The organism is Paenibacillus sp. FSL R10-2748, assembly GCF_038005565.1.
In the GTDB taxonomy this organism is placed as follows: domain Bacteria; phylum Bacillota; class Bacilli; order Paenibacillales; family Paenibacillaceae; genus Paenibacillus; species Paenibacillus polymyxa_B.
Map to the genome: position 1 here is coordinate 366,801 of NZ_JBBOTK010000001.1, position 26,353 is coordinate 393,153.

At 46.0% G+C, this 26,353-nt stretch carries 27 protein-coding genes; 7 read left to right on the forward strand and 20 right to left on the reverse strand.

Annotation, left to right across the window (positions count from 1 at the left end; genetic code table 11):
* Positions 1-27: 27 nt before the first annotated feature.
* The 5 genes from NSS66_RS01695 to NSS66_RS01715 all read right to left on the reverse strand — a co-directional run bounded on the left by NSS66_RS01695 (position 28) and on the right by NSS66_RS01715 (position 3,757).
* On the reverse strand, positions 28-1,017 hold the full coding sequence (locus tag NSS66_RS01695; protein WP_023988162.1) for a beta-ketoacyl-ACP synthase III: 990 nt from the start codon (positions 1,015-1,017) through the stop codon (positions 28-30).
* An 8-nt stretch (positions 1,018-1,025) separates the two neighbouring features.
* A complete protein-coding gene (gene plsX / locus NSS66_RS01700) occupies positions 1,026-2,018 on the reverse strand; it encodes a phosphate acyltransferase PlsX (RefSeq protein WP_023988161.1) in 993 nt (330 codons plus the stop codon).
* Positions 2,002-2,598, reverse strand: a complete 597-nt coding sequence (gene fapR / locus NSS66_RS01705) for a transcription factor FapR (RefSeq protein WP_007429980.1) — start codon at positions 2,596-2,598, stop codon at positions 2,002-2,004. The genes plsX and fapR overlap by 17 nt, the downstream gene beginning before the upstream one ends.
* A gap of 282 nt (positions 2,599-2,880) precedes the next feature.
* Complete coding sequence (gene rpmF / locus NSS66_RS01710) at positions 2,881-3,054, reverse strand: 50S ribosomal protein L32 (protein WP_007429979.1); 174 nt, start codon at positions 3,052-3,054, stop codon at positions 2,881-2,883.
* Positions 3,055-3,238: 184 nt separating this feature from the next.
* Positions 3,239-3,757: a YceD family protein gene (locus NSS66_RS01715; RefSeq protein WP_340958331.1), complete on the reverse strand. Its 519-nt coding sequence runs from the start codon at positions 3,755-3,757 to the stop codon at positions 3,239-3,241.
* 354 nt (positions 3,758-4,111) lie between these two features.
* On the opposite strand from NSS66_RS01715, the gene NSS66_RS01720 reads away from it, so the two are divergent.
* A complete protein-coding gene (locus NSS66_RS01720; RefSeq protein ID WP_340958332.1) occupies positions 4,112-5,347 on the forward strand; it encodes a nucleotidyltransferase in 1,236 nt (411 codons plus the stop codon).
* On the opposite strand, the gene NSS66_RS01725 is transcribed toward NSS66_RS01720, so the two are convergent.
* Positions 5,337-6,368: a YlbL family protein gene (locus NSS66_RS01725; protein WP_023988158.1), complete on the reverse strand. Its 1,032-nt coding sequence runs from the start codon at positions 6,366-6,368 to the stop codon at positions 5,337-5,339. The genes NSS66_RS01720 and NSS66_RS01725 overlap by 11 nt on opposite strands.
* Before the next feature lie 197 nt (positions 6,369-6,565).
* Here NSS66_RS01725 and NSS66_RS01730 point away from each other — a divergent pair, with 197 nt between their 5' ends.
* Positions 6,566-7,849, forward strand: coding sequence for a nucleoside recognition protein (locus tag NSS66_RS01730; protein WP_023988157.1), 1,284 nt, complete (start codon positions 6,566-6,568; stop codon positions 7,847-7,849).
* Here the strand turns inward: NSS66_RS01730 and coaD are convergent.
* The 8 genes from coaD to NSS66_RS01770 all read right to left on the reverse strand — a co-directional run bounded on the left by coaD (position 7,812) and on the right by NSS66_RS01770 (position 15,002).
* Positions 7,812-8,333 carry a pantetheine-phosphate adenylyltransferase gene (gene coaD, locus NSS66_RS01735; RefSeq protein ID WP_013309846.1) on the reverse strand — a complete coding sequence of 174 codons (522 nt, stop codon included), beginning with the start codon at positions 8,331-8,333 and terminating at the stop codon, positions 7,812-7,814. The genes NSS66_RS01730 and coaD overlap by 38 nt on opposite strands.
* The gene (gene rsmD / locus NSS66_RS01740; RefSeq protein ID WP_028542741.1) at positions 8,326-8,967 is read right to left on the reverse strand and encodes a 16S rRNA (guanine(966)-N(2))-methyltransferase RsmD; all 642 of its coding nucleotides are present in this window, start codon (positions 8,965-8,967) and stop codon (positions 8,326-8,328) included. The genes coaD and rsmD overlap by 8 nt, the downstream gene beginning before the upstream one ends.
* A gap of 315 nt (positions 8,968-9,282) precedes the next feature.
* A complete protein-coding gene (locus NSS66_RS01745; RefSeq protein ID WP_023988155.1) occupies positions 9,283-9,405 on the reverse strand; it encodes a cyclic lactone autoinducer peptide in 123 nt (40 codons plus the stop codon).
* A gap of 5 nt (positions 9,406-9,410) precedes the next feature.
* Positions 9,411-9,926, reverse strand: coding sequence for an accessory gene regulator ArgB-like protein (locus tag NSS66_RS01750; protein ID WP_023988154.1), 516 nt, complete (start codon positions 9,924-9,926; stop codon positions 9,411-9,413).
* Entirely contained in the window at positions 9,919-10,551 is a 633-nt protein-coding gene (locus NSS66_RS01755; RefSeq protein WP_340958336.1) for a hypothetical protein, read from the reverse strand. Before NSS66_RS01755 ends, NSS66_RS01750 begins: the two co-directional genes overlap by 8 nt.
* 171 nt (positions 10,552-10,722) lie before the next feature.
* Positions 10,723-11,841, reverse strand: a complete 1,119-nt coding sequence (locus NSS66_RS01760) for an acyltransferase family protein (RefSeq protein ID WP_340958338.1) — start codon at positions 11,839-11,841, stop codon at positions 10,723-10,725.
* 313 nt (positions 11,842-12,154) lie between these two features.
* Entirely contained in the window at positions 12,155-13,972 is a 1,818-nt protein-coding gene (locus tag NSS66_RS01765) for an APC family permease (RefSeq protein WP_023988151.1), read from the reverse strand.
* 193 nt (positions 13,973-14,165) lie between these two features.
* A complete protein-coding gene (locus tag NSS66_RS01770; protein WP_023988150.1) occupies positions 14,166-15,002 on the reverse strand; it encodes an AraC family transcriptional regulator in 837 nt (278 codons plus the stop codon).
* 138 nt (positions 15,003-15,140) lie between these two features.
* On the opposite strand from NSS66_RS01770, the gene NSS66_RS01775 reads away from it, so the two are divergent.
* The 3 genes from NSS66_RS01775 (at position 15,141) to NSS66_RS01785 (ending at position 19,310) form a co-directional block, all read left to right on the forward strand.
* A complete protein-coding gene (locus NSS66_RS01775) occupies positions 15,141-17,168 on the forward strand; it encodes a beta-galactosidase (protein ID WP_340958340.1) in 2,028 nt (675 codons plus the stop codon).
* Positions 17,169-17,237: 69 nt separating this feature from the next.
* Positions 17,238-18,464 (forward strand): MFS transporter, encoded by a 1,227-nt coding sequence (locus tag NSS66_RS01780; protein WP_340958342.1) that lies wholly within the window; start codon positions 17,238-17,240, stop codon positions 18,462-18,464.
* A gap of 210 nt (positions 18,465-18,674) precedes the next feature.
* Positions 18,675-19,310, forward strand: a complete 636-nt coding sequence (locus NSS66_RS01785; protein ID WP_023988147.1) for a hypothetical protein — start codon at positions 18,675-18,677, stop codon at positions 19,308-19,310.
* Between the two features lie 73 nt (positions 19,311-19,383).
* On the opposite strand, the gene NSS66_RS01790 is transcribed toward NSS66_RS01785, so the two are convergent.
* The gene (locus NSS66_RS01790; protein ID WP_023988146.1) at positions 19,384-20,214 is read right to left on the reverse strand and encodes a DegV family protein; all 831 of its coding nucleotides are present in this window, start codon (positions 20,212-20,214) and stop codon (positions 19,384-19,386) included.
* Positions 20,215-20,235: 21 nt separating this feature from the next.
* On the reverse strand, positions 20,236-20,673 hold the full coding sequence (locus NSS66_RS01795; protein ID WP_075154067.1) for a MarR family winged helix-turn-helix transcriptional regulator: 438 nt from the start codon (positions 20,671-20,673) through the stop codon (positions 20,236-20,238).
* Between the two features lie 191 nt (positions 20,674-20,864).
* Here NSS66_RS01795 and NSS66_RS01800 point away from each other — a divergent pair, with 191 nt between their 5' ends.
* Positions 20,865-21,332, forward strand: coding sequence for a GNAT family N-acetyltransferase (locus NSS66_RS01800; protein WP_023988144.1), 468 nt, complete (start codon positions 20,865-20,867; stop codon positions 21,330-21,332).
* 187 nt (positions 21,333-21,519) lie between these two features.
* On the opposite strand, the gene NSS66_RS01805 is transcribed toward NSS66_RS01800, so the two are convergent.
* From NSS66_RS01805 to NSS66_RS01815, 3 genes are all read right to left on the reverse strand, one after another.
* Positions 21,520-22,101, reverse strand: coding sequence for an NAD(P)H-dependent oxidoreductase (locus tag NSS66_RS01805; RefSeq protein WP_028542747.1), 582 nt, complete (start codon positions 22,099-22,101; stop codon positions 21,520-21,522).
* Between the two features lie 73 nt (positions 22,102-22,174).
* Positions 22,175-22,597: a MarR family winged helix-turn-helix transcriptional regulator gene (locus tag NSS66_RS01810; RefSeq protein WP_053325221.1), complete on the reverse strand. Its 423-nt coding sequence runs from the start codon at positions 22,595-22,597 to the stop codon at positions 22,175-22,177.
* Positions 22,598-22,937: 340 nt separating this feature from the next.
* Positions 22,938-24,059, reverse strand: a complete 1,122-nt coding sequence (locus NSS66_RS01815; RefSeq protein WP_028542748.1) for an NADH:flavin oxidoreductase — start codon at positions 24,057-24,059, stop codon at positions 22,938-22,940.
* A 245-nt stretch (positions 24,060-24,304) separates the two neighbouring features.
* On the opposite strand from NSS66_RS01815, the gene NSS66_RS01820 reads away from it, so the two are divergent.
* Positions 24,305-24,901 carry a TetR family transcriptional regulator gene (locus NSS66_RS01820; RefSeq protein ID WP_023988140.1) on the forward strand — a complete coding sequence of 199 codons (597 nt, stop codon included), beginning with the start codon at positions 24,305-24,307 and terminating at the stop codon, positions 24,899-24,901.
* Between the two features lie 95 nt (positions 24,902-24,996).
* On the opposite strand, the gene NSS66_RS01825 is transcribed toward NSS66_RS01820, so the two are convergent.
* A complete protein-coding gene (locus NSS66_RS01825; protein ID WP_053325219.1) occupies positions 24,997-26,148 on the reverse strand; it encodes an iron-containing alcohol dehydrogenase in 1,152 nt (383 codons plus the stop codon).
* Positions 26,149-26,353: the final 205 nt, after the last annotated feature.

Genomic DNA, 26,353 nt, shown 5'->3' on the forward strand with positions numbered 1-26,353 from the left:
CAATATTATATCAAAACTTCCATCTTATTACCAGACAAGAACCGACGCTCCCCAGGTCAAGCCACCGCCAAAGCCCACCATTAATACACGGTCGCCTTCCTTCATGCGGCCTTCCTCAGCTGCTTCCACAAGAGCGAGAGGGATTGATGCTGCCGATGTATTCGCATATTTATGAACATTAACAACTACCTTTTCCTCTGGTAAATCCAGACGTTGCATCGCCGATTGGATGATGCGAACATTGGCTTGATGCGGAACGAACAGATCAATATCATCTTTGGACAGCCCTGCTTTTTCCAACACATCGACCGTTGCCGTTCCCATAACACGAACCGCGAACTTGAACACTTCGCGTCCGTTCATGTAAATATAGTGCTGTTTATTTTCCAGTGTGTCTGCACTCGCAGGCAAACGCGAGCCTCCTGCTTCCAACTTGAGTAAGCTGCCTCCGGCACCCTCAGCCCCGAGATCAAAGGATTGGAATCCTCTACCTTCAGGCACTTCGCCAATCACTACAGCTCCTGCACCATCTCCGAATAGAACACAGGTATTGCGGTCGGTATAATCTGTAATCCGAGAAAGACAGTCTGCCCCAATGATTAATGCATTATTATAGATACCTGTCTTAATGAAGCTCGTTGCCGTAGCCAGTCCGTATACAAAACCCGAGCATGCCGCAGACAAATCGAAAGCTGCTGCGCCTTTGGCTCCCAATTTGTCCTGAAGAATGCAGGCAGTTGACGGAAACGCCATATCCGGTGTAACCGTAGCTACAATAATTAAATCCAGATCCTGTGCCGTCATACCCGCGGACTCCAACGCCTTAATTGCTGCTTCATAAGCTAAATCAGATGTAGCCTGCTCTGGAGCCGCAATATGGCGCTCCTGAATCCCTGTACGGCTGACAATCCATTCATCACTTGTTTCTACGATTGCTTCCAAATCTTTATTGGTCAGAATTTTCTCAGGTACGTATTTCCCTGTTCCGATAACACCAACCGGCCGTAATTTATTCATATCGTCACTCACTTCCTGCTGATTTCCTTGGATATACTTTCCACCAACCGGTTTTGCAAGGCCGTACGAGCCTGCCTTACCGCATTTTTGACGGCAACGCCGTCAGACGAACCGTGACTTTTCAGGACGAGTCCACTCAAACCCAGCAAAGGAGCCCCGCCATGCTCTTTATAATCCAATTTACCTTTCAGACTGCGAAGCTCAGGCATAATCAAGGCTGCCGCAAGCTTGGTCTTCAAGGATTTGGTGAATTGCTCTTTTAAGAGAGAAAATATGGCTCCGGCTGTACCCTCTAGCGATTTTAGCATGATATTTCCAGCAAATCCATCGCACACCAGTACATCGCAATTCCCGGTTAACACATCTCTCGATTCAACATTACCCACAAAATTGACAGGTAACTGCTCAATAAGTGGATATGCCAACTTCGTCAGTTCATTGCCCTTCCCAGCTTCGGTCCCCACATTTAGCAGACCCACCCTTGGAGAAGACACACCGTGAACTTTCTGACGATACAAGCTCCCCATCAGTGCATACTGGGCAAGATGCTCAGGCTTGGCATCCATATTGGCTCCCAAGTCCAGCGCTAGAATACCCTGATCATCTATCGTTGGTATCATCGGCGCGAGAGCCGGACGTTCAATGCCCTCCATTCTTCCAACCACCAGCAACCCTGTGGTCATTAGCGCGCCTGTATTACCTGCGGATATCATGGCATCCGCTTCGCCTTCTCTGACCATTCGACCAGCTACGACCATCGAGGCATCCTTTTTACGGCGCACTGCCTTTACAGGCTCGTCCTGCGCATCTATCATTTCGGATGCATGGCGAATGCTGAGGTTCGTCGGCAACGCCCTACCGTTCAGAACCGATTCAATTCGTTCCAGGTCACCAACCAGCGTAATGTCCGTATCCTTCCATTCCGCTGCCGCAGATAGCGCGCCCTCTACTGTCGCCTCAGGAGCATTATCTCCCCCCATGGCATCAATGGCGATCCGCATGCTGACTTCCTCCTTCGCTATACTCTTCCTCCGTGGAGCGATAAATGACAAAGTTGCCTTGGAACACCATTTCTTCTCCTACGTAGGCAAAGACTTCCACTTTAGCCTTCCCTTTTTGTTCTGGATTTGAGCGTACATATGCCTTGGCAATGCACTTCTCACCTAAATGAACCGGGCGGACAAAGCGTATATCCGCTGATGCAGTCAATGCTATCTCATCATTAATCACGGCAACGGCCAATGAATTGGCCTGAGCAAATACATAATGCCCCCGCGCAATGCCAGTACGCGAAAAAATATGTTCCTCTTTAATCTCAAAAATCGAAATACCGCTTCGATCCAACTGTAGATCAACGATATCCCCGATCACTTCATGCAAAGGCAAGGAACGAACCTGGTCGTAGGAGCGCTCAGCCATCAGCTTTAGCCGTTCCCGCAATTCTGGGATTCCCAGTTCCATCCGGTCCAGCCGAATAGTCTGAATACTTACCTTCAGCTGTCTTGTCAATTCCTGATCCGTTACGAACGGATTATCATCAATTAATTGAGTCAGCCGCTGCTGTCTCTGTCTCTTCGGCAAACGTTCGATGTCAGTGACGCCTCCTTTCCCTACAATAAACTGTCGTTCAGACGACAGTTCGGGTTACTTTACTTCACTTTCTAACGGCGAAACTTCAAGCCGATTTGTCTTCTTGTATGTATAAAGGAACCTCTTCGGCCCTTCTTTCTTAGAACCTGGTACTAAAACAGTATATAGCATGCTGACGTAAAAAGGAAGCATGCAGACAAAAAAAAGTAGCGCCTCACTGAAGTGAAGCGCTACTCTTCCTGCGAAGATTCCAAAGAATCCGCTTATCGGACATTATTGAGAGATGATCTCTCTAGCTTTGTACGTTCCGCAAACTTTGCACACATGGTGAGCAAGTTTCAATTCGCCGCATTCGGAGCATTTCACCATACCTGGTACTGCCAGTTTAAAGTGAGTACGACGTTTGTCGCGACGAGTTTTGGATGTTCTCCGTTGAGGTACTGCCATTATTCCCACCTCCTTAACCAGATCACCCCCGCATAGCGGGTATGACTTCTTATCTCATTCAAGACTGAAAGAAAATGCCAGAAGCAATCTTACAGCCGGTGAATCAAGCCTGCAACATCCACGCATCGGTTCAGTAACTCTCCGGCACAAGCGGATGATGATTTTTCAGAATTGAACTCAATTCTCATTTAAAAAAATCCTTAAGCCCTGCCAGACGCGGATCAATCTTTTCCGTATCGCCATCGTTACTGTCACCGGAGCCAATACTCCAGTTTTGTCCGGTCTTTGGTGCGATTCCCTGACAATCCTCACTGCACAAAGGCGCAAACGGCACATGCAGTACAAACAGTTCTTCACAATACGGTGCAATGTCGAAGGAGTCCTCCGTCACTGCGATAAAATCGCCATCTTCATCCTCCTCTTCAACACTCGAAGAGGTTTGCTTGAACCGTTCACGGAATTCAATCTTTAAATCCTCGTGCATCGGGCTTAAACAGCGTGAACACAGCATGTCCAGACCTGCGGTCAACGTGCCTTCTACGCTCATCAAGCCTTGACCCAGACTAACGGCGACCAAGTCGGTCTCCAGCGGGGAAACGGCCGTAACATCAGCACGATCATCCACCAATTCACTCACATTAAGAGATTCACGGATAGGAAAAGGACCGTCACTTGTTGCTACTTTGCGAAAAAATAGTTGCATCACTATCACTCCAAACAAACAAAAATTATTATACCGACTGATCGAGTCGTTTGTCAACACCTTTCACTTTACACCACTCACAAATCCACTGGTTTTCCAATGGTTCGACAAGTTTTATGCAAAAGCAAAAATGCATTGTGCTAAACATGTACCGATGAGTATCGTACCCCCGCCACTCTTCGTGTACAATAATGCGAGTATAAAGCTTTTTCGTCCAGGTCTCAATGGTCTTGTTCATGCCGACGATGAAAAACAGTATAGCTGCCCTGAAAACAATCATTCACGGGTACTTAACCATTATTATCAAAATAGTTACCCAATAAGTTACTTTAAGAAAGGAGCCGACATACGGTCTTGAAAACACTCGGTATGATTGTAGAGTACAATCCTCTGCATAACGGACATGTCCATCACTGGGAGGAGTCTCTTCGCATCACTGGTGCACAGCGCACAGTGGCTGTGATGAGTGGCCCTTTCCTTCAGCGGGGTGAACCCGCGATTACAGACAAATGGTCCCGCACCGAAATGGCACTCGCCATGGGTGTGGACCTGGTTCTGGAGCTGCCTGTGGCCTATGCCGTCCAGCCTGCAGAATGGTTTGCCCGCGGAGCGGTCGCCCTGCTCCATGCGACGGGCATCGTCGACGCGCTCAGCTTCGGTAGCGAGAGCGGAGACATCGCCCCGCTGCGCGCGCTGGCCCGCGTGCTGGCGGCAGAGTCGGCCGAGCTCAAGGCCGGCATCGCGCAGCGCCTAAGCAGCGGCGCGAGCTATCCCGCTGCCTACGCGGGAGCCGCAGCCGCGCTGGCGGCCGAAGGAGAGGACGGCGCTGCGCTCGCCGCCCTCATGCAGCAGCCCAACAATACGTTGGGGCTGCATTACTTGATTGCGCTGGAAAGGCTGGGCAGCACAATCAAGCCCTTCACGGTAGCCCGCACGGGATCGGGCTACCATGAAGCCGCGGCCCCTACGGACGGAGTCATCGCCAGCGCCACGGCCATCCGCCGTCTGCTGCTGAACGGCGGGTCTGAGGCCGCGTCGCCGTACATACCTGCGGCGACACTGGAGATTTTGCGGCGCGAGTGGCAAGCCGAACGCGCGCCGCTGCATTGGGAAGCGTTCAGCCAGCCGCTGCTGAACGCTCTGATCACACGTAGCCCGCAGCAGCTGGCGGAGCTGCACGAGGTCACCGAAGGGCTGGAGCATCGTCTGCGGCAATCGCTGTACACGTTGCCCCAGCCTTCTGTGGAGGCCCTGCTCGCCGCGATCAAGACAAGGCGGTATACTCGTACGAAGCTTCAGCGGATGTGTACACATATTTTGCTGAATCATGCCAAAACCGATATGACTCCGGCTGAGCTGGCGAAAGGTCCGGGCTATATCCGCGTGCTCGGCTTTAACAGGGCTGGACGCGAGCTGCTGGCACGTATGAAGCAGACAGCCACCCTTCCGGTATGGGTCAAGCTGTCTGCCGGATCACATCCTCAGCTGGACTGGGATACAGCCGCAGCCGCCATATACGCAGCTGGGATGCCACGTCCCGCCATCCGCGACATGTATGCTGATTACTTGCGACCGCCCATTATGGTTTGATGGGCAGCTTTTCCATATAATCCAGCGCATCGCCAAGCTTGCGAACCGGAACAAGCTTCATCCGGGTTCCAATTTGCTCAGCTTTGGCCTTCGCCTCTTTATAATTATCTGCAGGGACGAAAAACAAATCCGCATCCTGACGGTCAGCAGCAACTATTTTATACTTTGCACCACCAATCGCTCCAACCTGACCGTCCTTATCAATAGTACCCGTACCGGCTGCACGATATCCCTTACTCAGATCACCTGGTGTCAGTTGGTTATAGATTTCCATGGTAAACATCAACCCTGCCGAAGGACCGCCAACATCCGTAGATGTAAAATGAATCGTTTTACGTCCATCCTTCGGCTGTACCTTCTGTACCGTGGCAATACTGACGCCAAATCCAGAACGTTGCTTGCCCGTCTCACTGTCCTTGATGGTCGTTAAGGGAGCTTGCACGGTCAGCAACTTTCCATCACGCTTTAGCTTCACTTTAGCCATTGTTCCCGGTTTTTCGTCCTCCAAAGCCTTCCGAATGGAACGATTATCGGTCACCCTCACTCCGTTCAGCTCCAATATTTCATCTCCAGGCTCGAACACGCTGTTCGAGCCCGGGACCTTAAATACATACACGTAATCTGGCACAATCCGATAGGGGACATGGGCACGGGTGTAGGCAGCCTCCATTGCGGAAGATTGGGAATCCCCCATATACCATACCTGTTCTGCCGCATATTCGTCTTCACTTCTTCCATGCAGACGATCCTCTTTGCGTTGAATCTCCGAATTGCGGTCCAACTTGGACAGGCCCAACATGATAACATTGGCATAACGCGCCGATACCGTCGTCATCATAAAAGTCCCCCGTTCGATGCTGTCACCCTCCTGGACTCTAACCATCGGTTTGATCTCGTTTGCCCCACCTGGTCCATAGATCAGATAAGGGGTTGGCATATAGACCAGCACATAGACCATTGCAGCCAGCATTAAGACATAACCGGTTGTAAAAAAAGCTCTTTTCCGGTTTATTCGTTTCATTGCTTCTCCCCCTTACAGCCTAACTTCTCCTATCTTACCCAAGTGCCTCTACGCCACCTGTTCTCAAGCCTTCCGAAAAAGCATACATTGTTTACGACAACGTATACGAACAACCTATCCCAAGACAACGAACGTGAATAAACGCTGGAGACAGCATCCGACTCTCCTTAGTATATTTATGAGAGGTGAATTCTTTGATGCAAAAGGAAGCCCATTCCGCTCCTTATTGGACAACCGTACTGCTTGGCCTTGGAGCCATTTTACTTGTACTGGCTGTTGTCGCCTCACCAGAAAAAGTATTTCAAGCCTCTACTCAAGGCCTTAAGCTATGGTGGAGTATTATTTTCCCGGCCATGTTGCCTTTTTTGATGCTGTCCGAAATGCTCATCGCCTTTGGTCTAGTACATGGACTAGGTGTCCTGCTGGAGCCGTTTATGCGATTCTGGTTCCGTCTACCCGGGCGAAGCGGCTGGGTATTGGCCCTCGGCCTGACCGCAGGATTCCCGGCTGCTGCGGAAGCAGTGCGCCAATGGGCACAACAGGAGGATATGACCGCGTTTCAGCTTCGACGTCTAACCGCTATCGCTCATTTCTGCAATCCGATTACCATCCTGCTCGTCATCGGGACAGGGCTACTGCACAATGCTGCCGCAGGTGTGATGTTACTTGCCGTTCACTGGATTTCCGGGCTGCTGGCAGGCTGGATCACAGCCAGACTACCTGTACCGTCCAAAGAATTGCAAAAACGGGAAACGCCAGCTGCCCTCCGGCGCACCTCAGTTTCCCGTACTTCTCCCTCCCTGATCCGATCCGCATGGGAAGCTACCCGCTCTGCCAGAGAACGGGACGGCCGCAGTTTCGGAAAACTGTTGGGCGAAACCGTATCCCATGCTGTACAGACGCTGATGGTGACAGGTGGATTCATTATTTTCTTTTCCGTACTGATTCGACTGCTGTCCATATATACAGGCCAAGGATCGCTTTCTTTCATATGGCCTGCCTGGATGGAAATCCATCTGGGTTCCTATGAAATCAGCCGTCTGCCCTTTGATCTCCGTACACAAGCAGCCCTGATCAGTGCTGTGTTGGGCTGGGGTGGCCTGTGCGGCTGGCTTCAAATTACCGCCGTCACCAGGCCTTCCGACAAGGGCATCACCTTCACCCTGTCACGAGTGCTCCATGGGATCATTGCTTTTGGACTTACCTTGGCGACATGGGTCCCGCTTAGCCGCATCTTCAGCAATACAACTCCCGCTTACGTCAGTCGCAGTTCTGTGTCTTCTTTTGCGGAAAGCGTAAATGAATCCGCCACGCATCCTGTCATGGCCGGAGCCAGCGGCTTATTAACACAAATTGAAGGAACATCTATGTACCCCTGGCAACTAACCGTACTGTCCATTGCACTGCTAGGTACAATTATAGTTACCCTGTTGGCCTTTTCCTTTATGACTTCATGGTGGAGCCGCCACGATTCGCGTTGACCTTCGCACGCAGTGCGTCTTCCACCTCCGGTGCCACCAGATCTACAACCTTGCCATCAAAATGCGCAATTTCCTTCACCATACTGGAACTCAGATATGAATAAGCTGGATTGGTCATCATAAAGATCGTTTCCGCATCCGGGTTCAGCTTATGATTTGTAGAGGCTAATTGTAGCTCATATTCAAAATCAGTCACCGACCGAATTCCTCTGACAATAACCTGGGCCCCTTTTTGACGTACATAATTAGCTGTCAGATCACGGAAGCTGTCCACTTCAACGTTCGGGATATCGCGAGTTACCGTTCGCAGTAACTCCATTCGTTCCTCAAGTGAAAACAGCGGATTTTTACTAATATTGTTAAGAACCGCGACAATCAATAGATCAAACTGTCTGGCTGCTCTTTGAATAATATCCTGATGCCCCATCGTCACGGGATCAAAAGTTCCCGGATATACAGCAATACGTGGTTTGTGCTCAATCATGATGGTCCTCCCCGTCTGATTCGCTGATGCCGAATTTGACCCCTCCGGCTTCTGTATGTTCTACGACATCCGACAAAACATCGGCTGCAAAATGATAAATAGATAACGCCGTTTCACCATAAACTGCTTTTCTGACCTGTTCGAACGGCCCGAAGCTTTCCGGATATTCATGTCCCGATTCATACTCCAGCACGATGATTGCATCTGAACGAAGCAAGTTCAACTCAGCCATACGGCTCATTAATTCATCTCCGTGTTTGAGACGATAGGGTGGGTCCAGAAAAACAGCATCAAAAAGAGCTCCACGTTTTGCCAGCACCTTGAGCGCTCGTCCGGCATCATTGCGGAACACTTCAGCCTGTCCTTCCAATCCAGTTTTTCGCAAATTTTCTTTAATGACATCAATGCTTTTGGATTCCATATCAATAAAAACAGCCTTGTCCATTCCCCGGCTAAGCGCCTCTATACCCAGGCCACCACTGCCAGCAAACAGATCAAGTGCGACTCCCCCATCAAAATAAGGACCTATCATGCTAAATAGCGCTTCCTTGACCTTATCCGTGGTCGGCCGCGTCCCTGTGCCGGGAACTGCCTTTAACGGCCTTCCTTTGGCACTACCCGATACCACTCTCACGCTGAAACTCACCTATTTTCTATATGTGTTCATAACCATATAAGATTATGACGCTATCGTACCACATGCACCGCCGTTTGAAAAACTTAGGATGAGGCAGGTATAAAAAACCATTCCCTGGGCATCCTTAGGATATCGGCATTCAACCAATGTCGTAGACAACCGCGGAGAAGACTTACGTTTCCCCATAAGCTCTTCGTCCGGTTTCTCCTCTCCCATTCGGGCGCTCTTTAATGGAGCGCCTGATTTTTTTTGCATAAAAAGAAGCTGCTTAATAGCAGCTCTATGTATCATTTTTCTATTTCGGTATTTTGTTTATTTCAGCAGTTCCTCGGGTGTATCCCCTTGATAAACATACACGTAACTCGCCACTGATACAGCAAATGTTGCAAACATAGACAACGATGTAGCTAATCCATATACCATTTTCCTCATCATTCCACTCACCTCCTTCCCCGGATCAATGTTAGGCTCTGGACCAAAAAAGCAATAGCCACTACAGAGGAACCGATTACAAAATTAGTACATACAAGCAAGGAGGATAACAGTCGCAAGAGGGGATAAAATTGTACTGGAATGCGCGACTGCTTTTCAATTCTGGACGGGGCAAAACATAAAACGAGAATGAGAGCTATTCCGGTAAACAGGTTTGTCCACCAACTATTTAAGGCCATGCAGGATATGTAAGTAAAAGCTGCTGAGGTCACCAACACACATGCCATGCCCGTTTTCAAATGAATGCCTCCTGATATTTGGCGCAGCAGGGCGAAAGCGACGAGAATCATTACAGCCTCTACCATCCGCCCCGTGAAGATTGAGGCGAATAGTGTTAACACGATGATCATGGACGCATTCAGAATGAGAGCAAGTGCGTATTTAAGTACCGCGACAGAGGCCGGATGATCAGGCACAGTACGTTTGATCTGGTTAGCAAGTTTGAAAGCCATCGCTTCAATCATCCCGGTATTCCTTTCCGATTGCATAATAGATGAAAAATCCCGAAACCAGTGCAAAAAATATCATATTTAACCATACCTCGTTATAGTAGAGCACAATAGAAGTTGAAATGAGCGACAGGATAATCAGCGTGATGACAATGCCATATTCCTCTTTGAACTTTAGCTTCTTGAAATTAGGGGAAAAGCCGATCCCTTTTCGATACAACATCAATGAAATAAGCAGTACTACTGCCGCGCTTACCACTTGTAGCAGATAGCCCTTCAAGGACCCATCCTGCAGCTCAGAAACCGGAAGGTTGCCGAACAAGACTTTTAGGAATACCGACTGAACAACGGCATATGCAAAATAACCTGTAACCGTCATAATACCGGACCACACAATCGGAATCTTCACGACCGTAGCGAGTAAAAAAATAAAAAGCAGCATATTAACGACAGGCACCAAATACGAAAAGGAAAACTCCTCTCGGAGCATATAACTTTGCAAATTCATAATCAGGTTAACAAAAATGGCCTGCCATAGATAAGGGGTCATTTTAACTTTAAAAATACTCAAAATCAGTGCAAAAACAGCTACTCCCTCAAGCGTGGAGAAAAGCAAAAAGCCGATTGGCTTCAAAAGCATGCGTGCATCTCCTTTACAATTCCAACAAACCTCATCGGTGTATTCAAAAACTTGGATGTACATCGAATATAAAGGGCTGGGAGCTACTTTTCAAGAGGTCTTTTCAATTATTTCATAGATTTATTCAAGCACTTCAACCGAATGTTACCGGATGCTGCTTCAAGTTGCAGCTTAGGCAACACTTTCTTTGACCGAATCTCCCTGCTTGTGCACAGGCTTCATACGTGATATAAGCTTTTTCCCCCAACGGATGCCGGGCTGTTCAATCCACGAGTAGGTAAACCAGGATAGTCCGATGGTGAATAGCAACGTCATGATAAACATAAGTGTGAGGCTGACTAGGGGAGTAAAAGGTAGTTTAACCTGTACGATTAGTCCCAGAACCAGCATATGCGTCAAATACATGCTGTAGCTAAGACGGCCGATCCATGACCACACCCGATTAAGCAGCCAGATCGGCTGCCAGTGATACAAAGCATACGCTCCCAGCAGCAACCCGATACCCATGAGATAATCGGTCATACCTCCAAAAAATGCAAATAGCACAGAAACCAGCAGCAAACCTCCACTGACCCGGTCTATACTTTTCCAATGCCGCTCGTCTTTCCAAATGAAAAACAACAATATACCTAGCCCAAAGACAGGCAATTGATTCGGAAACCATAAATACAGATAGTGCCCCCATAAAGAGTGATCATTAATCCATGGATATTGAGCAAATACCGTATTTAGCCCAAAGCTTACCACAAGTGCCATCACAACAAACCAGGTCGCATGGCGGACTGATCGGATCAGCTTAAATAATAGGGGGATAAACAGATAAAACATACATTCCACCGCAATGGACCATTCCACACCAATAATGCTGTTGATCCAGTACGGATTCAGACCATTCAAAAACAGGACATGAGCTGCGATATTGGCGGCAGTGACTCCCTCCTGATCTCCAAGCCAAAATCGTGGACCTGTCCCGTTCACAACTAAATAGATTCCTAACATCACGTAATACAAAGGAGCAATCCGAAAAAAACGACGCAACAGGTAAGCTGAAATTCTTTCCCTCTTGTCACCCGAACGTCTGCTCAAGGATAAAAATAGCGTAAAAGCGCTGGCCATATAAAATAAAGCGACACCTTTAGCTCCTATACTCAAGCCTTTTTGCAACCATCCGTTTAATCCGTCCACATGCTGGCTGACATGCACAAGTAAAACTCCAATAATAGCCAGCGCCCTCAGCGTATCTACAAATTGCAGTTTGTCATCTTCCATTTTCCCCTTGGCTTCGGGCATCGTATCCCTCCATAACAGTCTCGAATGATACATTTCGTATCTATAATACACAAAATGTATCAACAAAGTAAATATCTCCGTTATGCAAAAAAAACACCCTCCGACCGCAAAGAAATGCGGCCAAAAGATGTTCATTTTGTCCTTGCTATAGTCAGCTCACGCAAATGAGTATGGGCTAATTGGCAGTGACTTTATTTCAGGATTTTGCAAAATTCGATTCCAGTCGCTCCGAAGTGCAAGATATAGACGAACTAAAGCATTTCGATCTATATCCTGTTCATCGGAAGTCGCTTATGGGATTTTTGCAAAATCCTCATTTATTTAAATGAAAAGGTACGGTCGTTACGATCACGTCTTTGTAATTAATCAAATAAGCTCTCATCAGTAAGCTGGTCTGATTGTGTAGAATATTTTCCCACCAGTGCTTGGTGATGAATTGTGGAATGAGAACAGTGATATGGTCCTCGTCTGCTTTTTTCCACTCTACTGTATCGATGAACTTGCGGAGCGGATTAATGATGCTGCGATAACGGGATCTCAGCACTACTAAACGTATGCCCACGTCCCACTCTTCCCACTTCTGTTCCATTTTTTGAATCGCCTCATCATCCACACCCACATATACGGCAACCACATTATCCGACAAGGTTTTGGCATAGCTGATCGTATTCATAACGACTCGCGTAATACCTGCCACCGGAATAATAATCGTATTGCCTTTCACCATAGGTTTATCCTTGGTAATATCAATGCGCAGTTGTTCAGCCGTATTTTTGTAATGCCTGTTGATCTTCATAAAGAAATACAGAACCAAAGGCAGAAAAATAAAGATTACCCACACCTGGCTAAATTTGGTGAAAATAAAGATGAGCGTAATCGACAGCGTGGTCAGCATCCCAACCGTATTAATAGCAAGTTTGACGATCCAGCCTGGCGGTTTGAGCTTGATCCAGCGAATCATCATGCCAAGTTGCGAGAGCGTGAACGGAATAAATACCCCTACGGCATAAAGCGGGATCAGATTTTCTGTGTTTCCGCCAAATACGATAACCAGCAATGCCGAGAAGATACTCAGAAACAGGATACCATTAGAGTATCCAAGCCGATCTCCACGAACCATGAACATGTGCGGCATGTATTTGTCCTTCGCGAGCATAAAAGCAAGCAATGGAAAGGCCGAATAGGCTGTATTCGCCGCCAAAAACAAGATGAGCGCCGTTACGCCCTGAATGATGTAATACATTACACCGCGCCCGAAAGTGGCGTTCGCAATTTGCGAAATGACCGTTTCATGCGGATTAGGACGAACACCGTACCAATAAGCCAGCAAACTAATTCCGATAAACATACACCCGAGAATCAAACCCATCATCATTAGTGTAGTTGCTGCATTTTTGGCAGCTGGCTTGCGGAAGTTCGGAATGGCATTCGAGACAGCCTCTACCCCAGTTAACGCCGAGCAACCCGAGCTGAACGCCTTCAGTAGCAGGAACAGGCTGACGTTGGATACCGTAGCTCCAAATTGCGGTGCTGCAGCATGAGCTCCCCCTGCCACGTAATGAATGATACCGCTAATAATCAAAACAAAAATAGCAACAACAAATAAGTAAATCGGTACAGCCAGCACCGAGGCAGATTCTGTCACCCCGCGCAAGTTCATAATAGTCAAAAAGATAATCATAATCAGAGCAATGGCGATCCGATGATCATGTAACGACGGGAACGCAGATGTAATGGCATCTGTACCTGCTGATGAGCTAACTGCTACCGTCAGAATATAATCGACCAGCAAAGAACCACCTGCAATCAGACTCGGACTCTTTCCCAAATTGTCCTGTGCAACAATGTACGCTCCGCCACCACCAGGATAGGAAAATATGGTCTGTCTATAGGACAGGATCAGAATGATCAGCAAACCCAATACCGCAATGGATATAGGAATGGAATACCATAGGGCAGCGAAGCCAGCTGTAATTAAAACCAGCAGAATTTGCTCCGTTCCATAAGCTACAGAGGACAAGGCATCTGAGGACAGAATGGCCAGTGCCTTGAGCTTATTCAGTTTCTCATCTTCAAGGGCCGTCGACTTTCGCGGACGACCGATTAATAATCTTTTGACTTTACTCAGCATTTCGTTGACTCCTTCTTTGGATGAGGGTTTTGCAAAAGAACTATGGATCTTATGTTTATTATGTCACCTGCACATCAGTTTGATGAAACAAATGAACTATTATTTTATACTCCCTCATCCTGAAAAAAACAATAAGGAATGCTCCCTAAAAAGAGCATTCCCGAGTAAGAAAGAGTATTTCGATAAAATACCCTTATGTATACAGTAATTTGAACCTTTCCGGGGTAATTCCTTCAGCTCGGCGGAAAGTTGCCACAAAATGACTGGCATCTCGGAATCCTACTCGCTCCGAAATCTCCTTTACTGTTAATTGCGGATATTCCGTCATCATTTCCTTGGCCTTCCGCAGCCGAATTACAATCAGATAAGCATAAGAAGTCACACCAAACGCTTGCTTAAATAATGTATTTAAATGACGGGAGCTGACATTCATCATAACTGCCATATCACCTAGGCCCACATCTGGACTGGCATAATTTTGCTCCATAAAGGCCAGTACAGGGGTTAAACGTTCCACATTATGGGATAGGGAAGGCATCGAGCTATGTTGTCCATGTTTACGCAGTAGAGTCAGAAAACGATACATATTGGCCGAAGCATCTAATCCAGACAAATCACGTTCACTAACCATGGAATGGAGCATAGTTTCCCCAAAGCTGTGCAGCTCGCTATCCGGGTCCCAATGATACCCGCGTGTATGCTTCAATCCCAGTGCAGTCAATACAGCAGCGGCGATGGGGCCGTCAAATGTAATGTATAACGTTCGCCATACCTTGGTCGCCCGTCTGTATGCATGGGATTCCCCGGGCAGCAACAGAACCCCGGACTGCTCTCCCAGACGGAAGGTCCCCCCTTTAAATGTAAACATCCCTTCACCAGACACCGTCTGAATCCAGTGAAAGCACGGATAACCCTCTGGACGGGACACATCCTCCTGCCTGCTGTTAAATCCGATACTTTCAATAAAAAGGGGTAAAGAGTGCTCACGTGTAGTCAGGAAAAATCTTAAATGATGGGGAGTTAAAATCATAAAAAGCACCTCCGGCGTATGCGGGTATGTATTCTTCATGTAGATCCATATTGTTATATACATGTTCATTTTATTATATTTAAAAGCAGTTATTTGTATTATAAGATAGAATTATTCTTATATACAGAGGTGATTGGCATGATAAGCAGCAAACTTCCTAAAGTATTTTACGGTGGAGATTATAATCCTGAGCAATGGGATGAGGCCACGCATCAGGAAGATTTACGGATGTTCAGGCAAGCAGGGATTGATATCGCCACGGTCAACGTATTCTCATGGGCCAAAATTCAGTCCGACGAAATCACATATCATTTTGAATGGCTGGATCAATTGATTGACAGTCTTTATGAAAGCGATATCTTCGTTTGTCTAGCTACTAGCACGGCAGCGCACCCTGCTTGGATGGCTAACCGCTACCCCGACGTTCTCCGGGTAGACGCTGACGGACGGAAGCGGAAATTCGGTGGCCGCCACAACTCCTGTCCGAACAGTCCAACGTATCGAAAATACGCGGAGCAGATGGCTGACCGAATTGCAGAACGATACAAAAACCATCCCGCGATCCTCGTGTGGCACGTGTCCAATGAGTACGGCGGGGATTGCTATTGTGATAACTGCGCGGCCGCATTCCGGGTGTGGCTCAAGCAAAAATACGGATCACTGGAAGAGCTAAACCGGGTGTGGAATACTTCCTTCTGGGGTCACACCTTCTATGATTGGGATGAAATTGTACCGCCAAATAATCTGAGCGAGCATTGGGGAGAAAATCACTCCTGCTTTCAGGGCATATCCCTCGATTATGCGCGCTTCAATTCAGACAGTATGCTGGATTGCTACCTATTGGAATATAACGCGATTAAAAAACATGTTCCCGATGCCGTGGTAACAACCAATCTGATGGGTTTTTTTAAGCAACTGGACTATTTTAAATGGGCTAAGTACATGGATATTGTATCTTGGGACAGCTATCCCGGGGCCAATACTCCGATAAGCTATACGGCGATGGCGCACGATCTGATGCGCGGATTGAAGGATGGGCAACCCTTTATGCTGATGGAGCAAACACCGAGCCAGCAGAACTGGCAGGCGTATAATTCGCTTAAACGGCCCGGCGTTATGCGGTTATGGAGTTATCAGGCAGTCGCGCATGGCGCGGACACGGTCATGTTCTTCCAGCTTCGCCGCTCGATCGGCGCTTGTGAGAAATTCCACGGGGCCGTCATTGAGCATGCCGGGCATGAGAACACACGTGTATTTCGCGAGGTGGCACAGCTTGGCAGTGAGCTTGGCGCATTAGGCAACACACTACTTGACGCGACCGTTAATGCCAAAGTAGCCATTTTATTCGATTGGGATAATTGGTGGGCTTTGGAAAAATCAAGTGGCCCTTCTGTTGCCTTGAAATATATGGATCAGGTACACAAGTATTATACTCCCCTCTTCCGGCGGAATGTACAGGTAGACCTGGTTTCTGTTGATGCAGATTTCCAGAAATATGATCTCATTATCGCGCCTGTACTATACATGGTCAAGCCGGGTACCGCCGAGAAGCTGGAACAGTTCACAGAGCATGGCGGCACCTTCGTAACGACCTTTTTCAGTGGCATTGTAAATGAAAACGATCTGGTCACAACCGGAGGATATCCTGGTAAACTACGTAACTTGCTCGGGATCTGGGTGGAAGAAATTGACGCCCTTCTGCCGGAATCACACAATCGCATTGTATTGAAAGAAAAGGTGGGCGTATTACAAGGTGAATATAAATGCGGTCTGCTCTGCGACTTGTTGCATAGCGAAGGCGCCGAGGTGCTGGCAGAATACGGCGATGATTTCTATCAGGGCATGCCAGTGCTGACACGCAATCGTTTCGGTCAAGGTGAGGCATGGTACGTTGCTTCAGACCCTGAAGAAGCTTTCCTTGATGGCCTGCTGGGCTACATTTGTGAGCAAAAAGGGATTCCATCCCTGCTGCGCGCTCCTGCGGGTGTAGAAGCCACTGTACGGACCAAAGATGGAAAATCATATCTATTCGTTCTGAATCATAACGCCCAGACGCAGCAATATCATCTGGATGATCAGAAAGGGAATGAGCTGATCAGCGGTAAATACCTGGAAGGAGAAATTTCTATTGAAGGCTACGGCTTTCATGTACTGGAGCTATCATAATCACTCAGATTTGACTCATGCAGTTTAGCTTGCCGCATGAGTCAAATCTAGGTATCAAAGGAGTTCATCATGAAACGACTGCTATGGAGCGGCAGCTTATCTTATTTTTTAATCGGCCTGGCACACGTGGTTGTAGGCTCCCTACTGCCTGTGTTGTTAGAGCATTACGGTAGAAACTATACGGATGGCGGAAGTCTAATCTTCGCTCAATTTTCCGGTTTTCTGGCTGGAGTCCTGCTGTCGCCGTGGCTTGCCCGGAGTTTCGGCAAACGCCGAAGTCTGGTATTCGCCCTGCTCCTGCTATGCGCGGCGGAAGTGCTGTACTCATTGCTGCCGCCTTGGGGTTGGCTATATGCCAACGGGGCAGCAGCCGGGTTTGGCTTCGGTATGATAGAAACACTCATTGGCACTATTATTATCAGCGGTATTACTCAAGGAACGGGTGCGGCTATGAGCCGTCTGGAAGTCTTTTTTGGGATTGGCGCTTTGGCTATGCCCGCTATCGCCAGCCAGCTCATTGCACTCGGTTGGTGGCGGTTGGCCTTTCCCATCATTTCCATGTTTGCAGCCATCACCATTATAGCTTGGCTGCGCGGGTCCTTCGGCACGCTGGACGCTGTATTAGACCAACAGGAACACCAAGGTGACAACCATACGCGTTCCACTAACTCACCCAAATCCCCCACGGTGGAGGCTTCTAAGGGTAGCCCTATAGGCAATTGGAAGCTACTTGCACTATTTATCGTCTTTTTCTTTATCTATGTAGGGACAGAGATGAGCCTGGCTAATTTCCTGCCCTCCATGTTCATCGAACGGCTGGGTCTCACACAAGCCGAAGCAGCACTTAGTGTCACCTGCTTCTGGTTAGCAATGGCTACCGGCCGGTTATTCACAGGCTACATTGCCGATCGATACGGCTACGGTGTCTTTGTCGCCCTGAGCTCACTGGCAGCGACCGTGCTGCTGTGCGTGTTCCCGCTGATCAAAGGGACTGAAGGCGCCTTTATCCTTATTGTACTGCTGGGGCTGGGCATGTCCGGCATCTTCTCCATCGCACTTGTTTTTGCCAGCAAAATGATGCCGGGTACAGAAGAATCTACCACTAGCCTGCTTATCGGCGCAGGTGGAGTTGGGGGAGCTCTGCTGCCTTTATGGCTCGGAAATAGCATGGACCGTGGTGGAGCAGTCTCATCAGCGTGGTTGCTGGCAGGCTTCGCCTGTATCCTGTGCCTGCTTGGGGGCATCTTGTACGCCCTATATGTGCGCAAAAAACGGCTTCAAACCGCTTCATCATGAGACTCGTCTCTACTGGCGCCTTTGTCTGTTCCTTGGTTGTCATCCAAGTGCACATTCAAAGGTGCTTTTTTACATACTAGACGAATGCACCTTGTACAGCAGCCCGTTTTTAGTCAAAATAGATCGTTTCCTATGAATCACAGGACAGATATCCATGCCTCCTCTAGATGAATGGAGTAGTATACAACAAACCATATGGAGGTGTTTGTATTGGGTCATCCTGAATTAAAACGAAAAAAAGGCCGTAAAAAAAATGTTTTTGTCCGTGCCTGGTTTGATAAGTTAGAAAAAAAGTTTGAGGAAAAGCCCCCAAAGAGAAAAGTCCGCTCGAAACGGAAAGGGGTTGGAAAAGATATCATCGTCAAAAAGCAACTTGTAAGTGTGAATATTAATCATAGCGCTTTAGGGCCTGAAGGGGATCCTGGAACCATAGGTGATTTAGCGCAGTTCGGTTATATTTATAATGTGAAGCCCCAAGTTGTTCCGATTGAAGGGGATGTCATTTTGGATACGAACGGTATACTTACACCTGGAATTGCTCATGTTCCAGGAACTACACAGATTGCTGTATCCGATGCTGGAAAATATGAAGTTCACTTTTCGGTGTCCGGTGTGGAACCTAACCAATTCGCTATCTTTATTAATGGCGCACTGGCTGTGGGAACTGTATACGGCTCAGGAGCCGGGACACAACAGAACACAGGGCAAGCTATCCTCGCTCTGGCATGCGGTGACGTCCTTACTCTGCGAAACCATAGCTCTACTACTGCTGTTACCCTGCAAACACAAGCCGGAGGAACTCAAGCCAGTATAAACGCTTCTGTCCTCATTAAAAAATTGAGATAGGCTTGAACTCCCGCAAAGTCTCAGTGTACTAAAAAGGGTTTATCCATACAGCGAGGATAAACCCTGAATATTTTTAAAAGGCCATAATGATCCCTTTGTCATTGGCATACATTGAACTAATCCCTCTGGTGGACACAATATGAATATCTTTAAATTGATAGCGTTTCTTCAGCGCATTCATTAATTTTTCCGCCAGCCCAGGATTATTGCAGTGAGTAATGACGATGCTTTCTCCTTCGGTAGCCCGGCCACTTTTTTCAATAGTATCTGCCAGCTTTTCGATAATTTGATTCTGACCGCGTGCTTGAGTAAAAAATGCGATATTCCCGTCACCATCCGAGCCTAAAATAGGCCTGATATGCAAGAGTGAAAGTATCTTTCCAGTGATTTTATTCATTCGTCCGTTCTTAACCAAATTATCCAGATTTTCTAAAACAAAGTACGTTTTCATCTTGCTGATAAAGCTCTCCAAGGAAGAAATAATTTCGCTTTTATGATAGCCCTCGTCGATAAGCTTGCGTAGTTTTAGAGCTAACAAGAGCTGTCCAGCCGAAGCGCTTTTCGAATCAAATACATGAACATCCGCCCCCTCTTCTTCCGCCATATCTTTTCCTACCAATGCACTGGAATACGAACTGGACAGGTTGCTGGATAATGTAATGGCAAAAGAAGTATGCGTACCTTGAAAGGCTTCCTTATACAGCATAGGTGACGGTGATGCGGATCCAATTTTGGTTGTACAGGCTTTCATTTCTTCCATAAACTGAGGCAAGTCCAATGTGTCATCATCTACGAAGCATTTATCTCCCAGCGTCATATTTAACGGAATCGTAGTAACTTGCATCTCTTCTCTAAGCTCTCTCGTTAAATCACAGCAGCTGTCTGCTATTATTTTATATCTCACCCGGTACACCCTCACATTATGTTATTTTTCAATAGAACCCGTATTCATAATACTCAAAGAAAGCTCAATTAACCGTATAAAATCCTTCACATTCTTCTCACCCAAACCTACTACAAGCGCTTCAAAATAACCCTCAATTCTCTGTTGCTTCTGTTTGATCAAGGATTCACCATCTACTGTGAGCCTTACACACATTCGTCGTCTGTCATGCTCAGACATTTCCATAGTCACATAGCCTTTTTTCCTTAATCCCGTAAGCGCTGCCGTAATTCTTGATCTGGATACATGCAGATGATCGCTGAGCAAGGAAGGATTAATTTCATCATCCCGATGCTGAACTAAATATTGAAGCACATGGTTTTCCCCCTGAACAAGCTCCGTCAGGCTACTGAATAATTCCATGTCATAAATCCGGTTAACGGATTCTCTCAATTCGTCCCTTAGTTCATAATCTTTCATAGTGAACCTCCGCAAAACACATAATACATACAGTTAACTATTAATACTATGTACTATAATGAATTGCCCACGATAATAACAATGAAATATTTGTGAATTTTAATACAAGGGTTAATGAGCTCAGCGTCGAATAAGAAAAAATACGCTTGATCACCTCTTGCCAGTTTACGGTAAAGGAGTTGTTACATAAGATGAAACGGTTTACTCTTCGCCAATCCCACAATTCGGATATTGAAAGCATTGCTAATTTACGGGCGATTGTACTGCGGAACGATTTAACCAGATTAGGAAGGTTTGATGAAGAGAAAGTTCGTCAACGCTTTCGTGATGCATTCGATTCTGTCCATACCTGGATCATTGAGGAAGACTCTTCTTTTGTGGGCTGCATAGCTTTTAAACCGAGATTAGACGGTTATTTATTGGAGCATTTTTATATTCATCCCAGTTACCAAGGTAAAGGAGTCGGCAGTCAAATATTAAAAAATCTGCTAGAACAAAATCATGTAAAAGGAAAACATGTAACCTTAAATGTTCTGCAAGGAAGCTCAGCCAGACGTCTTTATGAACGGTTTGGTTTTAAAATTGAACGTGAGGACCCTATTGACGTTTACATGTACTTAATCGTAGAGGGACATTCCAAAACCGTCGAAAGATCATAGAGTCATGCTTCAACCACCCTTGAATGTCCAGTTATATCTGCCCCAAGATGCTATTACAAATTCAAAAGATCTATGAACCGGGATGTTGGAGATATATAAGCACTATAAGAAAAGGCCAACCACTAAATACGGGTTGACCTCATCATTTAAAGAATGTCTTACGTTTCTAAGAGAACATAAACTGACTTTACAGCACCGTTTTAACCGTGTCTTGGACTTGCTTCAGCAGTCCTTTATAACCATCTTCATCAAGGTAACCAATACTTCCAAGCAGCAAGTGACCGACGGATTCAATTCCAACGAAATCAAAAATTCCCGTATCTGATGTGATCTTCAATCCTGCGGTCATACCGATTTCATCGTAGATCGCGTTGGGAGTACCATGTGTATTCACGATAAAACCTTTTTTACCTGTAAGCAGCTTATTAATCCCTTCCGCACCAGCCGTATATGCAAATCCGTATGCAAATACACGGTCAACGTAACCTTTCAGGATGGCAGGAAGACCTGTCCACCAGATGGGAGAAATAAAAGTAATTGTATCCGATTGTGAGATGTATTCCTGCTCCACTTTGATATCAGCCGGAGTTTGCCCTGCTCTCATAGCGGCAGTATCCTCAGGTTTTAATACAGGTTGAAAATCAAGGGCATATAGATCACGTACAACGACTTCGTCACCTTTTTCTTTCAGAGTATTTACAACCGTTTCGAGTATCGCGTGATTAAAGCTTTCAGCGTTAGAGTGAGCATAGATGATAAGATGTTTCATTTAAATAACCTCCAGAAGTTTTATTGTTATTTTGATATTAATATAGATATCTATGCATTTATTCAAAAAAAAATTATAATCTGTTTTTTACATGCTCTAACAGATATTCCAGTTGTTCTTTTTCCTCGTCTTTCAGACCACCATAGATGGTTTCTTTTAATCTATTGGAGATCGCCGCAAACACAGGCTCCAGCTTTCTTCCCTTATCGGTCAAATATATCAGGGTAACTCTGCTATCCTCCCTTTCTTTTTTTCTTTCGACATATCCCAACTTCACTAGCTTGTCGATCAAAACAGTAACAGTGGGTTGCTGACGAGAAATTTTTTGCGTCAATTCCTTAATGGAAAGCCCGTCCTTTTGATAAAGGAACATTAAGATTCCGCCATGAGTAGGAACAATCCCTTCAATTCCATTTGATTCGAGCTCAGACACAATCAATTTATTGATCGAGTCTCTAATGGTTCCTATCAGTGCAGCTGCATTATTTTTTAACATACAAGCATTATTACATAGACATCTATATATATCAAGTGTTTATGTCAGTCTGATTTGGTTTTAACGTATGAAATGCTTCAAAGAATTAAGAATAAGTTTGTTATAATGGGATCTAAAATAGATAGGAGCTTATTAAATGGAGCAGCTTTTAAAGAAAATTAAATACTTGAGTACCCAAGAAAAGAAAACTTTAAAGCAAATATGACTTAATCTAAAATGGTTCATGGTGACTACTGTCGCAGACGCATTAAAAAGCCAAAATACCCGAAGTTCCTTACCTGACTTTGAGTATTTTGGCTTACACTGTTTATTTAAAGAGGTATTCGAAGTATAAGATGTTTTAGTTGAGCGTTTGAAGTACCTCAGGTGTAAAGGTTTGAAGATCATGAATTCGGCCTTCACGTATTTTTGTAGCCCATGCAGGATCACCCAGAAGCGCACGCCCAACAGCTACCAGATCAAATTCATTGTTGTCCAGCCGTTCCAGAAGTTCATTAATATCTTGGTGTCCTGCCCCTTTCCCTTCCGTATAACTTACAAAATCCTCATCCAGACCTACAGAGCCAACCGTAATCGTGGTTTTTCCAGTCAGCTTCTTCACCCATCCGGCAAAGCTCAAATCGGAGCCTTCAAATTCAGGTACCCAAAAGCGACGTGTCGAGCAATGGAAGATGTCCACGCCCGCTTGTACTAACACATTCAGGAGCTGCCCCAGTTTATCCGGTGTATCGAACGGCTTTGCGTTGTAATCATTCATTTTCCATTGGGATAGGCGCATGGCAATAGGGTAATCAGGGCCAACCTCAGCACGAATAGCTTCCACAAGCTCAATGGCGAATTGTGCACGTTTTATGATATCGCCACCATAGCGATCCGTACGTTGGTTCGTTCTCTCCCAAAAGAATTGATCAACCAGATAGCCGTGCGCTCCGTGAATTTCAACGCCGTCAAAGCCCAATCGTTTTGCATTCGCAGCTGCATCGACATAGGCCCCAATGACCTTGACGATTTCTTCTTCTGTCATCGGCTCGGTCACTTTTTTTCCTTCCAGATCCAGCCCTGATGGACCAATCGACAGCGCTTCTGGGTTCGGCTGAGATCCCAAAGGGCGAGCCATCCCCATATGCCAAAGCTGTGGAAAAATTTTACTACCGGCTTCATGAACCTGTCTGACCACTTCAGCCCAACCGTTTAAAGCCGCTTCTCCATAAAAATTAGGTATCCTCGGCTCACTTGTTCCAGCAGGATGGTCAATTACTGCACCTTCAGTAATAATAAGACCTACACCATTCTCTGCGCGACGGCGATAATAAGCGGCTACATCCGGTCCTGGCACACCATTTGGTGAAAAAGCGCGGCCCATTGCCGGCATTACAATACGAGTCTGTAGGGTCAGATTATGAATGGTATAAGGTTGAAATAAAGCTTCTGTTGAATGGACATTTTGCGGTTGATTACTCAAGGATTGTACCTCCCCATTTTCTTTTATCGTTTTTAGCGATATATAAAAAGCTCGTGCACCATCAAACGGGGTGCAAGTGAAATGTTAGCAATGTTTAATTTATCATTCAACCGACAAAATGTTCATTCTGTTGCTTAACCAAAAGGGTTATAAAATTGTTGTATATCTAAACTCACTTGTTGACAAAACAACACATGTTTATAATGGGGGAATCATTTAATTTACCTGAAAGGAGTGTCTTGAGGATGCCTGGTGTAACCTCACCCAACCCAAACGATCCGCGCGTCATTCGAACACGTAGATTAATTCTCGACGCATTCGTTGACCAATTAAATAAGAAAGACTTCTACACGATTACGATCAATGACATTACCCAAAAAGCCACCATTAACCGTGCCACGTTCTATGCACATTTTCAAGATAAATATGCACTGCTTGAAACCCTTTTGTCAGACGCATTTTTGGAGTATGTTATCAAGAGGATTGATGCTGAGGCACGTTTGTCGGAGGAGATCATTCAGAAACTTATTCTTTCGTTATGTGACTATCACGACTCAAGTAACCAATGCGTTCATAAATATAATTCAGTGGCACCGATCCTGGAAGAACATATTAAGAATCAATTAGAGCAATTCATACTTCAACTCATAACAAGAGAAGCCAATAATACAGACCAAAGAACGTTAGAACTTGCCGCGACCATTTTAAGCTGGTCCATTTATGGTGTAACCTTTCGCTGGAATGTGGAAGGAAAAAAAGAGTCTCCTACAGATTTAGCCGAGAGAGCTGTGCCTTTAATCTTCAATGGGGTTGTCTTATCTCTAGTCTCACAAATCTCTTAGCAGAAAATACGAATAAAAAGGGCCGTTCCCAGTATACTTCGATCAGTTCCTGGGACAGCCCTTATAGTATTTAGTAAAATAATTGCATCTTTTATTTAAAGAATTTTCTTAAACATCTCGATAACTTGTTCTTTGCTAGGTATGAACGGATTGCCCGGAGCGCAAGCATCCTTCATTGAGTTCTCGGCAAGCAGATCCAAATCCACTTCATTTACACCCAGTTCAGAAAGTTTGGAAGGAATCCCCACTTCCTTCGACAGGTCTTTGATTCTTTGGATTACATAGTCAGCGCATTCCTTATCCGTTTTCCCCTTATCTTCAAAACCGATGACCTTAGCGATGGCACGAAACTTCTCTGGTACATGCTTGGCGTTCTCCTCTTCCACAATCGGCAGCAGCATGGCATTGCAAACACCATGAGGCAAATCGTATACGCCGCCAAGCTGATGCGCCATCGCATGAACGTAACCCAATCCGGCATTGTTAAATGCAAGCCCTCCCAGGAAGATAGCGTATACCATTTGCTCACGTGCTTCTATATCATGACCGTTTCTCACTGTACGAGCCAAATGATTAAAAATAATCTCTACTGCAGCCAACGCAGTCGCATTCGTTACAGGATAGGAACCTGGCGTAACCAAAGCTTCAATAGCATGGGTCAGAGCATCTAGCCCTGTAGCTGCCGTTAACGCGGCGGGTTTGTCTACCATCAGCTCAGGGTCGTTGACCGAAATCGTAGCTACACTATTCTTATCAACCATAACCATCTTGACCTTGCGCTCTTCGTCCGTAATGACATAATTGATCGTGATTTCAGCCGATGTTCCTGCTGTGGTATTAATAGCTACAATAGGAAGCGATTTATGCTTGGATTTATGAACGCCCTCATACTCGGTTATATGTCCCCCGTTGGTAGCAATAATGCCGATTCCCTTAGCCGTATCCTGTGGTGATCCTCCGCCAATCGAAATTAAAAAGTCACATCCGTTTTCTTGCAGAAACTGAACACCATCATGTACATTTTTACAGGTCGGATTTGGTTTTACTTCATCGTATACCGCATAGTTCAATCCAATATCATCCAGCAAAGATGTAACCTTGCCTGCAATGCCACTCTTCATCAAAAATTTATCCGTAACGACTAGAGCTTTGTTTAAATTCAGTTCTTTTATATACGGCCCAACTTCATGCAAACAGCCTGTTCCCATAAGATTGATAGATGGTACAAAAAATACATGTGCACTCATATAAAATCGGCCTCCTAAAGAATTCACTTCTTGTTGCCTCGCTAAATATAGAATTATTCTCTAAAGTGAAATATTTCACATTTATAATTTTATCTTTATTTTATTTTGATGTCAATAATGAAACACAGATATTTATTGGTTTTATTTTTGTTTGTTTTGTTTTTTAAACGAATCCAATATTTGGTACACAACTAATCGGAGGAAG

Bases quoted from the DNA above. Each gene is read 5' to 3' on its own strand.
- NSS66_RS01825 (WP_053325219.1), bottom strand. From the start codon at position 26,148: ATGAGTGCACATGTATTTTTTGTACCATCTATCAATCTTATGGGAACA.
- coaD (WP_013309846.1), bottom strand. From the start codon at position 8,333: ATGATTGAGCACAAACCACGTATTGCTGTATATCCGGGAACTTTTGAT.
- NSS66_RS01730 (WP_023988157.1), top strand. From the start codon at position 6,566: ATGCAAAAGGAAGCCCATTCCGCTCCTTATTGGACAACCGTACTGCTT.
- NSS66_RS01810 (WP_053325221.1), bottom strand. From the start codon at position 22,597: ATGTTAAAAAATAATGCAGCTGCACTGATAGGAACCATTAGAGACTCG.
- NSS66_RS01800 (WP_023988144.1), top strand. From the start codon at position 20,865: ATGAAACGGTTTACTCTTCGCCAATCCCACAATTCGGATATTGAAAGC.
- NSS66_RS01780 (WP_340958342.1), top strand. From the start codon at position 17,238: ATGAAACGACTGCTATGGAGCGGCAGCTTATCTTATTTTTTAATCGGC.
- NSS66_RS01770 (WP_023988150.1), bottom strand. From the start codon at position 15,002: ATGATTTTAACTCCCCATCATTTAAGATTTTTCCTGACTACACGTGAG.
- NSS66_RS01725 (WP_023988158.1), bottom strand. From the start codon at position 6,368: ATGAAACGAATAAACCGGAAAAGAGCTTTTTTTACAACCGGTTATGTC.
- rpmF (WP_007429979.1), bottom strand. From the start codon at position 3,054: ATGGCAGTACCTCAACGGAGAACATCCAAAACTCGTCGCGACAAACGT.
- NSS66_RS01775 (WP_340958340.1), top strand. From the start codon at position 15,141: ATGATAAGCAGCAAACTTCCTAAAGTATTTTACGGTGGAGATTATAAT.
- plsX (WP_023988161.1), bottom strand. From the start codon at position 2,018: ATGCGGATCGCCATTGATGCCATGGGGGGAGATAATGCTCCTGAGGCG.
- NSS66_RS01755 (WP_340958336.1), bottom strand. From the start codon at position 10,551: ATGCTTTTGAAGCCAATCGGCTTTTTGCTTTTCTCCACGCTTGAGGGA.
- NSS66_RS01765 (WP_023988151.1), bottom strand. From the start codon at position 13,972: ATGCTGAGTAAAGTCAAAAGATTATTAATCGGTCGTCCGCGAAAGTCG.
- NSS66_RS01695 (WP_023988162.1), bottom strand. From the start codon at position 1,017: ATGAATAAATTACGGCCGGTTGGTGTTATCGGAACAGGGAAATACGTA.
- NSS66_RS01795 (WP_075154067.1), bottom strand. From the start codon at position 20,673: ATGAAAGATTATGAACTAAGGGACGAATTGAGAGAATCCGTTAACCGG.
- NSS66_RS01760 (WP_340958338.1), bottom strand. From the start codon at position 11,841: ATGCCCGAAGCCAAGGGGAAAATGGAAGATGACAAACTGCAATTTGTA.
- NSS66_RS01745 (WP_023988155.1), bottom strand. From the start codon at position 9,405: ATGATGAGGAAAATGGTATATGGATTAGCTACATCGTTGTCTATGTTT.
- NSS66_RS01715 (WP_340958331.1), bottom strand. From the start codon at position 3,757: ATGCAACTATTTTTTCGCAAAGTAGCAACAAGTGACGGTCCTTTTCCT.
- NSS66_RS01805 (WP_028542747.1), bottom strand. From the start codon at position 22,101: ATGAAACATCTTATCATCTATGCTCACTCTAACGCTGAAAGCTTTAAT.
- NSS66_RS01820 (WP_023988140.1), top strand. From the start codon at position 24,305: ATGCCTGGTGTAACCTCACCCAACCCAAACGATCCGCGCGTCATTCGA.
- NSS66_RS01750 (WP_023988154.1), bottom strand. From the start codon at position 9,926: ATGATTGAAGCGATGGCTTTCAAACTTGCTAACCAGATCAAACGTACT.